Origin of the sequence: Gordonia asplenii (assembly GCF_012933505.1) — a bacterium.
In the GTDB taxonomy this organism is placed as follows: Bacteria; Actinomycetota; Actinomycetes; order Mycobacteriales; family Mycobacteriaceae; genus Gordonia; species Gordonia asplenii.
The window spans coordinates 63,562-76,357 of the sequence record NZ_JABBNB010000012.1; the positions used below are offsets into that span (position 1 = coordinate 63,562).

The 12,796-nt window shown below is 64.6% G+C and carries 13 protein-coding genes; 12 read left to right on the forward strand and 1 reads right to left on the reverse strand.

Annotation, left to right across the window (positions count from 1 at the left end):
- The first annotated feature begins 27 nt into the window (after window positions 1-27).
- The 3 genes from HH308_RS13260 (at window position 28) to HH308_RS13270 (ending at window position 2,832) form a co-directional block, all read left to right on the forward strand.
- Window positions 28-579: a CGNR zinc finger domain-containing protein gene (locus HH308_RS13260; RefSeq protein WP_170194687.1), complete on the forward strand. Its 552-nt coding sequence runs from the start codon at window positions 28-30 to the stop codon at window positions 577-579.
- 67 nt (window positions 580-646) lie between these two features.
- Window positions 647-2,089, forward strand: coding sequence for a serine/threonine-protein kinase (locus HH308_RS13265; protein ID WP_170194688.1), 1,443 nt, complete (start codon window positions 647-649; stop codon window positions 2,087-2,089).
- Complete coding sequence (locus tag HH308_RS13270) at window positions 2,089-2,832, forward strand: alpha/beta fold hydrolase (RefSeq protein WP_170194765.1); 744 nt, start codon at window positions 2,089-2,091, stop codon at window positions 2,830-2,832. The genes HH308_RS13265 and HH308_RS13270 overlap by 1 nt, the downstream gene beginning before the upstream one ends.
- Before the next feature lie 66 nt (window positions 2,833-2,898).
- Here HH308_RS13270 and HH308_RS13275 read toward each other — a convergent pair whose 3' ends face one another.
- Complete coding sequence (locus HH308_RS13275; protein ID WP_170194689.1) at window positions 2,899-3,804, reverse strand: oxygenase MpaB family protein; 906 nt, start codon at window positions 3,802-3,804, stop codon at window positions 2,899-2,901.
- Between the two features lie 79 nt (window positions 3,805-3,883).
- Here HH308_RS13275 and HH308_RS13280 point away from each other — a divergent pair, with 79 nt between their 5' ends.
- The 9 genes from HH308_RS13280 (at window position 3,884) to HH308_RS13320 (ending at window position 12,769) form a co-directional block, all read left to right on the forward strand.
- A complete protein-coding gene (locus HH308_RS13280; protein WP_170194690.1) occupies window positions 3,884-4,837 on the forward strand; it encodes an o-succinylbenzoate synthase in 954 nt (317 codons plus the stop codon).
- Between the two features lie 103 nt (window positions 4,838-4,940).
- Window positions 4,941-6,278, forward strand: a complete 1,338-nt coding sequence (locus HH308_RS13285; protein ID WP_170194691.1) for a cytochrome P450 — start codon at window positions 4,941-4,943, stop codon at window positions 6,276-6,278.
- Window positions 6,278-6,877: a TetR/AcrR family transcriptional regulator gene (locus HH308_RS13290; protein WP_170194692.1), complete on the forward strand. Its 600-nt coding sequence runs from the start codon at window positions 6,278-6,280 to the stop codon at window positions 6,875-6,877. Before HH308_RS13285 ends, HH308_RS13290 begins: the two co-directional genes overlap by 1 nt.
- Window positions 6,878-6,900: 23 nt before the next feature.
- On the forward strand, window positions 6,901-7,782 hold the full coding sequence (locus tag HH308_RS13295) for an SDR family oxidoreductase (RefSeq protein ID WP_170194693.1): 882 nt from the start codon (window positions 6,901-6,903) through the stop codon (window positions 7,780-7,782).
- Window positions 7,783-8,437: 655 nt separating this feature from the next.
- Window positions 8,438-10,399: a TerD family protein gene (locus HH308_RS13300; protein ID WP_170194694.1), complete on the forward strand. Its 1,962-nt coding sequence runs from the start codon at window positions 8,438-8,440 to the stop codon at window positions 10,397-10,399.
- Between the two features lie 132 nt (window positions 10,400-10,531).
- Window positions 10,532-11,113, forward strand: coding sequence for an Rv1363c family protein (locus HH308_RS13305; RefSeq protein WP_170194695.1), 582 nt, complete (start codon window positions 10,532-10,534; stop codon window positions 11,111-11,113).
- Window positions 11,110-11,634 (forward strand): hypothetical protein, encoded by a 525-nt coding sequence (locus tag HH308_RS13310; protein ID WP_170194696.1) that lies wholly within the window; start codon window positions 11,110-11,112, stop codon window positions 11,632-11,634. Before HH308_RS13305 ends, HH308_RS13310 begins: the two co-directional genes overlap by 4 nt.
- The gene (locus tag HH308_RS13315) at window positions 11,631-12,248 is read left to right on the forward strand and encodes a hypothetical protein (RefSeq protein WP_170194697.1); all 618 of its coding nucleotides are present in this window, start codon (window positions 11,631-11,633) and stop codon (window positions 12,246-12,248) included. The genes HH308_RS13310 and HH308_RS13315 overlap by 4 nt, the downstream gene beginning before the upstream one ends.
- Window positions 12,245-12,769 carry a hypothetical protein gene (locus tag HH308_RS13320; protein ID WP_170194698.1) on the forward strand — a complete coding sequence of 175 codons (525 nt, stop codon included), beginning with the start codon at window positions 12,245-12,247 and terminating at the stop codon, window positions 12,767-12,769. Before HH308_RS13315 ends, HH308_RS13320 begins: the two co-directional genes overlap by 4 nt.
- Window positions 12,770-12,796: the final 27 nt, after the last annotated feature.

Consider the following 12,796-nt stretch of genomic DNA (forward strand, 5'->3'; position numbering starts at 1 on the left):
TAGGGTGTGGGTGTGTAAGGTGTCAACATGTTCAACGCCGATGACACCGTGCAGTCGCTGGAGTCTGCGGTCGCCTTCGTCAACGGTGCCGACGTCGACGCCGAGGACGACCCGCTGGAATCGGTCGACGCACTCGCCGAGCACTACGAGCGCTTCGGCTACACCGGCCGGCGAGACGGCACACTCGCCGAACTCGACGCCGTCCGTGCGTTGCGTCCACGCCTGCGTGAACTGCTCACCAGCAGCCGCGACGACGCCGCGCTGATCGTCAACGCCATCCTCGCCGAAGTGAACGCGGTGCCGCAGTTGGCACGGCACGGGACCGTCGACTGGCACCTGCATGCGTTGTCGACCGACGCGCCGCTGGCCGACCGGATCCTCGGTGAGACCGCGCTGGCGATGATGGACTTCATCCGCGCCGACGAGGTGTCCCGTCTGCGGGTCTGCGCCGCCGACGACTGCGACGGTCTGGTCCTCGACCTGTCCCGCAACCGATCGAAGAGATTCTGCTCGACGCGGTGTACCAATCGGGTAGCGGTGGCGGCATACCGGGCGCGGCAGGCCGCGTCAGACGAGTAGGGGCCGCGCGACGCCGACCGGCGGGCACTAACCTGGAGTGCGCAATCCGAGGTCTTCGAGGGGAAACATGCTGCAACCGGGCGCGCATTTCGCCGGATACACGATCGAACGCCGACTCGGGGTCGGCGGGATGGGTGAGGTCTACGTGGCCCGTCATCCACGACTACCGCGGTCGGACGCATTGAAGGTGCTTTCGGCGCAGTTCGGTGCCGACGATCAATTTCGACGCCGGTTCGAGCGCGAGGGCGACGTGGTCGCCGAATTCTTTCATCCGGGCATCGTGAAGGTGCTCGACCGCGGCGAAACCGACGGGCGGCTGTGGCTGGCGCTCGAACTCGTCGACGGCCACGACCTGGGGCAGCTGGCCCAACGGTGGCCGCACGGAATGGCGGCACCCGAGGTGGGGCGCATTGTCTCCTCCGTTGCCGACGCGCTGGACTACGCCGCGGCTCGCGGCCTGGTGCATCGCGATGTCAAACCGGCGAACGTCCTGGTCGACGCGGGCGGGCGAGTCATGCTCTCCGACTTCGGGATTGCCCGAACGATGGCCGAGGTGTCAGACCTCACCGGCACCGGAATGACGATCGGGACAGTCAGCTACGCCTCGCCCGAGCAACTCAACGGCGACCGGGTCGACGGACGATCCGATCAATATTCGCTGGCGGCCACGGCTTTTCACCTGCTGACCGGTCGCCCCCCGTTCGTCGACGCCAATATCGTGAAAGTCATCACCGCGCACATGAATCAGCCGGTGCCGTCGGTGCGGACGATGCGGCCCGACCTGTCGCCCGGCGTCGACGCCGTGCTGCGTCGGGCCCTGGCGAAGAATCCGGGCCAGCGGTTTGCGACGTCGACGGAGTTCGCACGTGCGCTCGGCACCGAACTGCGCGGGGACTCATTCGCTACCAGACCGGCGACCTCAGGGCCCCTACCCGCGGCGCCGGTGGCTATCCCTTCGCCTGCGCCGGCTGGTCCACTAGCGGCCACAACCGAGATCTTGAAGGGCCTGATCGGCGGAATCGTCGCGCTGTCGATCTGGGCGATCGTGGTGATCGGAGGGTACTTGCTGTCGTACGACCACAACTCGGTCATCGCAGTGGCGATCGCGCTGGCGCTCGGCGTCGTCGTCGGCGTGGCGAAGCCTCGCCGAAGAATTCCCGCGGCGTTGTCGGCGCTCGTGACGACCCTCGTGGCAGTGGGGTACGCGCTTAACGCGGGCTTTCCGCATTACCTCCAATATGGGCTGCTGGCGATGCTCGCCCTCGCCACCTGGGTGGTCGCCCGACGATCACCGGTGGTGCTGGTTGTGGCGCCTATCGCAGGCATCGTCGTCGGCGGCGCGATCTATCTGTTCCCGCACATCGGGACGCGTCTGGAAATGACGGTAGGTCAGGTGGCCATCGAGATCGCCGTGCTCGCCGTTGCCGCTTGGGTCGGGGTCGGGATCGATCGGCTCCTGGGCACGTCGGTGAGCACGCCTGTGCCGCAATCGAATTGGAGCGCCCGGTGATTCGCCTTCTGCGGCGTCCCGACGGTGCGGGCGCTCTGCGGCTCGCCGTTGCCTCGTCCGGCGACGTCACCGACCATCCAGTGGTACTCGTCCACGGAATGGGCGGTGATCACTCCACGTGGCGGTCGTTGCACCGGGAGTTGCAGACCGCCGGCCGGTCCGTCGTCTCGGTCGATCTGCGTGGCCACGGCCGCAGTGCGCATGCGAAGAGCTACGGACTCAACGATTTTCGCGACGACGTCGCCTTCGTCGTCGACGAGCTCGGCGTCGAGGAGTTCGATCTCGTCGGGCATTCGCTCGGCGCGCACACCGCGTTGCGACTCGCCATGACGATGCCGGGCCGGGTGAATCGCCTTGTGCTGGAGGAGTGTCCGCCGATGCCCCGCGATCAGGCCGACCTCGACGAACAGATCGCACCGGCGTCGAACTTGGGGGAGACGGTCCGGGGCATTCTGGCCGCGGCGTCGAATCCGTTGCCGCTGTTGCGTTTCGACCATTCGCTGCCGAAGAAGGTCGCACCGCAGTTCGAGGTAACCGACGTCGACTGGTGGCGGCGACTGTCGACCGTGACGACTCAGACGCTGGTCATCTCCGGCGGCGACGCCAGTTTTCTGCCACCCCGACATCTGCGCGCGTTGGCCGCGGCCCTGCCCGACAGCTCTTTTCAGCTGATCGACGCCGGACATAGCGTGCACCGCGACCGCGGGCAGGAGTTTTCGTCGGCGGTGCTGCGGTTCGTTTGATCGCCTGGCTGGTCGAGTGGGACGTCACCGCGTCGAGACCCCGCGACCCGAAAGCCCGACAGGTGCTCAGCCGTTGTGCAGCCGGCGCGGGTCGACGCCCATCGCGGTGAAGCCGTCGTAGGCCCACGGGGTGTAGAGCAGTTTCATCGGTAGCCGGTTGAACACCGGATTGGCGAAGCGCATGAACGCGGCGAACCGGTCGAACCGCTTCTGTAGCTTGTCATTCCATTCCAGCTCGCATACGTCGCGCATCTGCGGTGGAAGTGTCCCGACGAAGATCGTCCGTGTGAACGCGTTGAGCGGAGCACTGAGGATGCGCCACAACGGTTTTGGGATCCGGCGCGGACCGGGGATGCCCTTGCGCAGGTAGCCGGTCGCGTACACGATGGTCCGCGTCGGAACGAACTGGTCGAGCATGGCATCCCAGTACTCGAGGAATTCGGCATAGGTTTGCGGCTGATTGCGTGCACTCACGCCGTAGAGCTGATACCAGATCTTCGACTCTTCGAAGATCTGTTCCTTCTCCTCATCCGACAACCGGCGAATGAAGGTGTCGGTGATATAGAGGACCTGATCGACGAAAGTCGCGTGCGCCCAATAGAACAACTCGGGATTCAACGCGTGGTATCGCGAACCGTCGCTGATGGTGCCTTTGATGTCGCGATGGAAGTCGCGCACCTTGCGGCCCCAGTGATGCGGGTCTGTGCTGTAGACGGTCCGCATGATCGGCGGTCCGCTGCGCTGGGCTCGGCCGATGAAGTCGCTGAAGATCACCGAGTGATCTTCCACCGCCTTACCGAGCTGTTCGATGCAGTTCTCGGTACCGGCGAGCCGTTGAAATCCCAGTACACCGCGGACGTCGCCGTAGAACTTCCAGACGAGCGAGTCTGCGCCCAATCGCGGGGTGAGGTCGGCGACGTCGTCGTCGACGATCATGGGGATGGCCTCTGCCATACCTTCGCTGATGGTCATGAGTCGAGCGTAGCGCACATTGGAACGAATTTGAAGATTTGTTTCAAACTATTCGGTGGTGGCGGCCTAGGGTTGAACGATGCGAGATCTTCCCGACGTCGACGACCTGCTGCGCTCCACCCGCGTGTGTGCGCTGCCGATGCGGACGAAGTTCCGCGGCATCACCACCCGGGAAGTCGTCGTCTTCGAGGGGCCGGCCGGGTGGGGCGAGTTCTCGCCCTTCGTCGAGTACGACGACGTCGAAGCGTCGTCGTGGCTGGCCGCGGGTATCGAGGCGGCCTATCTCGGAGCGCCGACGCCGGTGCGCGACGTCGTCGAGATCAACGCGACGGTGCCCGCTGTGCCCGCCGATCAGGTGCGTGCGGTCTTGGCTTGCTACCCGGGCGCGACGACGGCGAAGGTGAAGGTCGCCGAACCGGGCCAGTCGCTGTCCGACGACGTCGACCGGGTTGCTGCGGCGCGCGAGCTGATTCCGCACGTGCGCATCGACGCGAACGCGAAGTGGACTGTGCCGCAAGCCATTGAGGCGATCGCTGCGATCGGCGACGTGCAGTACGTCGAGCAGCCGTGTGCGACTGTCGAGGAACTGGCGCTCGTGCGGCGCGCGGTGTCGTCGCCGATTGCGGCCGACGAATCGATCCGGCGGGCGAGTGATCCGATGCGTGTCGTCGCACATGATGCCGCCGACGTCGCGGTTCTGAAGGTCGCACCGCTTGGCGGGATGCGAGCCGTGCTGCGCCTCGCCGAGCAGATGAAGATGCCGATCGTCGTGTCCAGTGCGCTCGACTCGGCCGTCGGCATTTCGGCAGGCGTGGCCACAGCCGCAGCGCTCCCGACTCTCGATCTGGCATGCGGTCTGGGAACGGGTGCGCTCTTCGTCGACGACGTCGCGCCGTCGTTCATTCCGGACGGGGGTGTGGTCCTGCCGCGCGCGGTGACGCCGTTCGAAGCGCTGCCGTTGGCGTCGTCGGAACGCGCGGAGTGGTGGCGAGACAGGCTGCGTCGGTGTCACGGAATTCTCGCCACCCGATAGCGTTTGGAACAGACGTCGACTTTTGTTCCAAAGGGCGGTATAGTGAGCTGTGCCACTGGTGACGGTGGCGTGGCTGACTTCTCGTGAACTGGAGCTCATTCTCATGACCGCAGTCCTTGCTCAAGCGCCCGCAGACAGCGACCTTCGGTCCGTGCCGCAGTCCAATCGCAACGGGGTGCTGGAGGTCATGCGCATGCGGCGCGATCCGTTCGGCTATTCCGAACAGCGTCAAGTGCAGTACGGGCCGACGTCGGCGCTGACCGTGTTCGGGATCAATATGGTCACCGCCAGCGGTGCGCGCGCCGCCGAGCAGGTGCTGATGAATAAGGACAAGGCGTTCGAGAACGGTCCGGCGTGGAGCTATTTCATCGGGCCGTTCTTCAATCGCGGAGTCATGCTGTTGGATTTCGACGAGCACCGCCATCATCGACACATTCTGCAGCAAGCGTTCACGCCCAGGGCTCTCAAGGGCTACATGGACGAATTGCAACCGATGGTCGAGAAACGAATGCAGCGTTTCCCGACCGGTGACGTGAAGCTGTTCAGTGAGTTCAAGGAACTCACCCTCGACGTCGCATTGGAAGTCTTTCTGGGCCTGGAGCTTCCGAAGGCCGAAGCGGACAAGATCAACAAGGCCTTCATCGAGACGGTCCGCGCGGGCGTCGCGTATGTGCGCAAACCGCTGCCGGGTGGGCGATGGTGGAAGGGCCTGCGCTCGCGCAAGATCCTCGAGGAGTTCTTCTACGCCAACATCGCGGCCAAGCGGGCCACGCAGACGCCCGACCTGTTCTCGGTGCTCTGCCACGCGGAAAGTGAAGAGGGACATACCTTTACCGACGAAGACGTGGTCAACCATATGATCTTCGTGTTGATGGCGGCGCACGACACCTCGACGATCACCATGACGCAGATGGCCTACCGGATGGCGAAGTCGCCGCAGTGGCAGGACAAAGCGCGTGCACAGGCGCTGGAGTTCGACGCGCACCTCGCCTACGACGATCTTGCGAAACTCGACATCCTCGACTCGGTGTTGAAAGAGTCTTTGCGGATGTGTCCGCCGGTGCCGGCCCAGCCTCGAATGGCGGTGAAAGACACCGAGATTCAAGGTTATTTCATTCCCAAGGGTACTTTCGTCAATATTCCGCAGCTGACCAATCACCGCGACCCCGAGTTCTTCACCAACCCGGATTTCTTCGACCCGGAACGCTTCGGTCCCGACCGTGCCGAAGACAAGGCGCACCGGTTCGCCTGGACGCCATTCGGCGGTGGAGTGCACAAGTGCATCGGCTTGTACTTTGGACAGATGGAAATCAAGACGATCATGCATCACCTGCTACGCGGGTACGAATGGTCCGTGCCCGCCGACTACGAGATTCCGATGGACTACAGCGCGCTTCCGGTCCCGAAGGACAAGTTGCCGGTGATGGTGAGGCGGCGTTGATGGCGGCCAGTTCGACGTCGCGCAAGTCCCGCAGCACTGCTTCGCCGGAGGATCAGGAGGCGTCGATCCTCGACGCCGCGGCTGCCGAATTCGTGTCGGTGGGGGTGCGGCGCGCCAACATGGATGAGGTCGCCGTGAATGCCGGGGTGAGTCGCTCGACGCTGTATCGCCGGTTCCCCAACAAGGACAACCTGTTGGTGGCCGTCGCGAACCTGGCCTACGAGCGTGGCATGCGGCGGCTGGAAGCGGCGGTGACTGGACTGCCGCCGCGCGAGGCCGTCGTCGAGGCATTCGCCACCGGGGCGCAGATGGTCACCGAGGATCCGCTCCTGAACCGAATGGTCTTGGAGGACTACGAAATTCGAGGGATCACGGCGTCGATGAGCGGAATGTTCATCAACATCGTGACCGAGCGAGTCGTGCAGACCCTACGACGCGCGGGTGCCGAAATGCCCGACGCCGACCTACACCGCGCCGTCGAAGTGCACGTGCGACTCGTCACGTCGTATCTGGAAGTGCCCAGCGACGACGAGTCCCTGCGCACACCCGAGGGCGCGCGCGAACTGGCGTCGAAGTTCCTCGCGCCGATGATCTGGTAACACCGCCTCTTTCAGGAGTATTCATGGCATTACGTGACTTCCCGCGATCCCTGGCGCCGTCGGCGCGTGCGGACACCCGACTGCAGCAGGTGCGAGAAGCGCTGAGCGGCAAGGTGATCGCGGTCACCGGTGGTGCCCGGGGCATCGGCTTGCAGACTGCGGCGCAACTGCTCGACGTCGGGGCGCGGGTGGCCATCGGCGACGTCGACGTCGATGCGGTCGGCAAAGCCGCAGCCGACCTCGGCGTCGAGGGAATGCGTCTCGACGTCACCGACCCGGCGTCGTTCGACGAGTTCCTCGACCAGGTGGAAGCGACGCTCGGGCCCATCGACGTGCTGATCAACAACGCCGGCATCATGCCGGTGGGACCATTCCTCGACTACAGCGAAGCGCTCGTGCGGCGCACCTTCGACATCGACACGCTCGGTGTGATCTTCGGTGCGCAAGCCGCCGGGCGTCGAATGACCAAGCGCGGCACCGGACAGATCCTCAACGTGTCCTCGGTGGCCGGGCGACTGCCGATGCCCGGACTGTCGATCTACAACGCCGCCAAGGCCGCCGTGATCGAACTGACCGACGCGCTCGACGCCGAGCTGTCGCCCGCGGGAGTTCGGGTCAGCACCGTGATGCCGACGTTCACCAATACCGGTCTGATCACCGGCCTCGCAACCAATCGGTTCATCGCGACCGTCGAACCGGAAGACGTTGCGGCGCAGATCTTGTGGACGATCGCCAAACCGAAGGTGCGTGCGGCCGCTCCACGGTCGATGTCCTGGGTGCACGCGAATACACTGACGCCGCAACCGATCAAACGCGCGGTACGACGAATGACCAAGCTGGACACCATCTTCCTGAACTACGACGAGTCGGCACGCGGCGAGTATTCGAAGCGCATCGGCCAGTAGGGGTGAGGTCCTCTGCTCATCGGGCGTAACTTTCCGCTTCCCGAGCCTGGATCCACCCACAGTAGGCTCCGTCCGCTGGTTGAGCCTGGTTTCACCGGTCGGGGCACTGCATCCGCTGGTTGAGCCGCGAGGAGCGTAAGCGCGCCGTACTGAGCGAGGCGCTAGCCGAGTCGAAGTGACGAGCGTGTCGAAACCCCTGTACCACAATGCATTTGATGGTGGCGTACTTGTCGAGCTGTGATGGTATCGAACATCGAGGCGTGTGCACCCGTAGGGTGCACATGCGTCACTTGCCGGGTGACGTCGCCGATGTTGGCGCGCATCATCCGAAAGTCGTTGTGGCTGAGAGGTTTCGACACGGACCTCGGCTAGCGCTACTTCGACTCGGCTAGCGCCTCGCTCAGCACGGCGCTCGTCCGGCTCAACCAGCGGACGGGGTGCCATCGGTGGATCCGAGCCGAGTATTCAGAGTCGAGTGTTGCGCTGCGGTGTATCAACTCGTCGGACCCAGTCCCACCAGCCCCACCCGTGACAACGAATCGTTTGGGGCGCCCGACAGATCCACCACGCGATACCGCACTGTCGGCCGGGGGCGACTTCACTCGACTTCGCGAACTGGGCATTACGGTCCCATCCGGTTGGCTATGGTTGCTCGATGGTTCACATCCTGATGCCAGGATCGAACGTCGAGCTTCAGCAATTGGGGGAAGGCGTCGATGAGGGAGCTGTAGCGGTGCGAGTCGCGCAGGCCGACGGTGAGTGTCCCTTCGACGTGAGCGTTCTGATCCTGGATGACGACCGCAAGGTGCGGTCCAATGATGACTTCGTCTTCTATAACCAGCCGACCGCGCTTGACGGCGCGATTCAACTCTGTTCACAGGAACAGGGAGGATCGGGAATCGACCTCGACATACCCAAGGTTCCGAGTCATGCGAACCTGATCGTGGTGGCCGCGAGCGTATACGGCGAAGGGGCGACGTTCGGCGACCTGCCGGATATCACCCTGACACTTGGTCGGAGCGATGGCCAAGGGCCGTTGGCATCGTTTCAGATGTCAGGTCTGACTACCGAGAGCGCTGTGGTGCTGTGCGAGTTGTATCGACGCAACGACCGATGGAAGATCCGCGCGGTCGGTCAGGGGTACAACGACGGATTAGGGGCTCTTGCAACTGATTTCGGCGTCGAGGTCGATGAGTCGGGCGACGAGGACACGGACGCTCCAGCGAGTCCCACTGACGGTGCCGGTGAGGAACCGGTGCCGACTCCCGTAGTCGACGCCAGGCAGGCATCGGAGGAGTCCGCCGGAACGAAGATGGTCGTCGGCCGAAAGAAGCGGCCCGCGAAACTGCCGAATGATTGGTCGGACTTCACGACGCCGTTCTTGCGCGCCGGTTCGGATGCTCCGTTCCGACGAGCGCGGCTCTTCCCTGTCGTCGGAATCAAATCAGCAGCGGAACAGGAAATGAGGGCAACCTCAGTTCTCCTCTCCGTGATGGAGGTCGTGAAGGAATTCGGCCGGGCGGTCACCTCGAAATGGGGTGCGCCGGGAGGCAAGATCGAGACATTCACCGAGGTGCGGTTCTCGCATGGAGGTGACGATTTGCGCCCGGATGGAATGGTGCGGATATCACGCGGCGCACGAGTGTGGACCGCCCTGGTCGAGGTGAAGACCGGAAAGAACAACCTCAAGGCAGATCAGGTCGAGAAGTACCTCAAGCTCGCCAAGTCGAAGGACTTCGACGCGGTGGTCACCATCTCGTCCGATCTGCTCCCCGCGGCCGACGACGTCGCCGTCGAGATCGACGCTCGACATACCAAGAACATCGCGCTGCTTCATATTTCATGGGAAGAATTGATTGCCGAAGCGTCGATGCTCAATTCCCATATCGGAGTCTCCGAAGCCACGCGTGCGCGTGTATTAGCCGACTTCTTGACCTATGCTTTGGAGCCGGCGTCGGGGATGGCAGTGTTCGACGACATGGGCGCGACCTGGGTGAAGGTGCGAGAGGCCGTGAAAGACCGGACCCTGCGCGCGGACGGCGGGGCCGTCGAAGTTTGTAACGGCTACGATCGGCTCCTGCGGCATCTCGCCCTGCAGCTCAGTTCGCTGACTGGGCAGCGAGTTGTCGCGGTGGTTCCGGCTAACAGACCGGACGCGGTCAGTCGCGCGCGGCAATTGGCGGATTCCGGAGAATTGTTCGGCACCTTGCGTGTGTCTGGAGCAACCGGTGCCATCGTCGTGAATGCCGACCTTCGTACCGAACGGATCACCTGCTCGATGCCAGTGGGGGCGCCGCGGTCCGGGCGGCCCGCCACCAAGGTCAACTGGCTCGTCCGTCAACTGGGGAGCGCGCCCGACGCGGTTCGCCTGACCGCGCATCACAGTGGCAGTCGAACCGAGTCGACTGCGGTGATGCTGGGTGCGCTTCGCGGTGAACGAGGAAGCCTTGTACCGCCCGACGATAAGGATGTACGCGAGTTCACCGTCGCGATGGAAACCTCGATGGGAACGAAGCGTTCTGGTAGTTCTGGTGGGTTTGTTGCGGCGGCAGTCAAGCTGTTGAACGTCTTCTACGAGGAAGTGGTTCAGACGGTGCGCAGCGGTAACGACAGATAGATCCTCGGCGGACCTTGCTCCCGCGCATGCGGCTGCAGTGTCGTACGCCGCGTCGGGCACACTCTATGTAAGGCTGACTTGCAATGTAGAACGTGTTCTAGTTTGCTGTAGGTCAGCAGCGGGAAGAGAGCCATGACCGACGACCGTGCACTACTGAGCGCTTACCGATCGGCGCGCGCCGATCAAACGCGGGCAGAGCGTGCGCTGGTCGATGCGCAAGTACGGGCCGGGCACCGGCCGGCGCCTCGACGCTGGCCGCTCTGGGCAGTCGTGCCGGTCGCCGTCGTCGCGCTGGTATTCGCGAACGTCGGCACGGTCAGTTGGGTGCGCTCCGACGACGGCTACACCGACGCCGACTACATCGCCGCCGCAACCGCCCGCGTCGAGCAGCTGCTGAGCCCCGACTACCGTCAACCCGCGCAGGTCAAGCGGATCCTCGCGTCGGCCACCGGAGCCTTCTACGACGAGTTCGCGCAGTCAGCCGACGCCTACTCGACCTTCGTCAGCAAGGCCGGCACGGTCTCGACCGGGCGGGTGCTGGGGGCGGGCGTCTCGCGACGTCTGGGCGACGACGCCGAAGTGCTCGTCGCCGCCACCGTCGACCTCACAGCCCAAGCCGACGTTCCGGCATCGTCGCGCGAGTTCCGTCTGCGAACCGTGCTCACACCGGAAAGCGGGATGCTCAAACTGTCGATGGTTCAGTACCTGCCGTGACCGAATCAACCATTCTGAGATCAGCTCGCGCCGACGCTGCGCAGGCGACGTCGGACCGTCGACGCCTCATCGTCGCCCTCGCGCTACTGAGCGTCGTAGTGGTACTGGCTGGGCTCGTCGGCTGGCAAGCGATCCGGGCCGACGCCGCGCGCGCCGACGCCGACGCCGGCCCGCAGTTGAGGTCACAGGCGGGAAGCATTGTGGCGCAGGTCCTTTCCTGGAACGGCCACACGATGACGGCTGATCGCAACCGCGCGCGGTCGCTGGTCACCGACGCATATGCGCGGCGCAGCGGACTCGACGACCCGGTTCCGGCCGAAGTCACCGATCAGTCGCTCACGTTCACGCCCAGGACAGTTGGGGTGGGGTATGCGAACGCCACGTCGGGGACGGTGCTGATCGACGGCACCCTCACCCGAACCGCGCTGGGCAAGCGGACGCCGACGCCGCAGACCGTCACCGCCGCATTCGTGTCATCGGACGGCCGCTGGCTGGTCGACCGGATCGACGTGGTCCGATGACCTCGCAACCGGCGTCGCAGCGGCTGACCGCAGCCCGTTCCGAACTCGACAAGTCCACGCGCGCAACGCGATTGGCGGTGATCGCGGCTCGCGGCGCGCTGGCTCGTCGAGCTCACCGGCGGCGTCGGATTTTGCGTTGGACGACGATCACCATGATCGTCGTGGCCGTCGCACTGGCGATCACGTTAGCGGTACTGCCGTTCCAGACATCCGCGGCCCGTGACACCGTTCGGCGTGACGCGCAAGCGCTGAACGCGGCGTCGTCGGCGGTCACCACGATGCTGACGGCTGACCCGAAATATGCTCGGCGATATGCGGATTCAGTGATCGCGCTGAGCACCGGAGGCCAGCGCGATCGACTCGCCGCGGGCCGGTACGAACTGGTCGCCGAGATCGCGGGACAGCAGGCGGCCAGTACCGGCGTCGTGCTGTCAGCCGGCCTGATCACCGATCCGAGTGACGCCTCCGACGCCACCGCGGATGTCCTCATCGTCGCCGAAGCGACCAACCCCGCACTGATCGGCGGTGATCCCGCGCAAAAACGGATGCCGATCATCGTGACGATGCGCCTCGTCGACGGTTCGTGGAAGGTCGAGAAGGCGGGACTGCAATGACACCCCCGGTCCATCGACGGCGACTCGTGGTCGTCCTCGCTGTGCTGGCGATCGCGCTGGCGGTGATCGGTGCCGTGGGATTCGTTGAGGCACACCGTAATGACGTGAACCATCCGACCGAGTCCGAACGCGTCGCGGTACAGCAGGCAGCGGCCGACGCCGTCACCGCGGTGATGACCTTCGCACCGAACGACCCGCCCGCGCGGCCCGCGGTACTCGCCAGACTGACCGGTCGAATGAGCGTCGAATACCGAACGCAGGGACCGGATCTCATCCTGCCGAACGCCGTCGACTCGCGAACGACGATGTCGGCCACCGTGATCGGTGCGGCTACCGACTCCTATTCGTCGCAGGACGCGCGGATACTGGTCTTCATCGATCAAACGGTCAGCGTGCCCGGCCTGACCGCGGGAGCCGACGGCCAACGGGTGACCATCGCGCGATGGGCGCAGATGCGTCGCGTGAACGGCCGATGGCTGATGGCTGACCTCGACCTCGTCGACTCCGCAGGCCGAACATGAACCATCCCAACGACTTTCCAACCACAC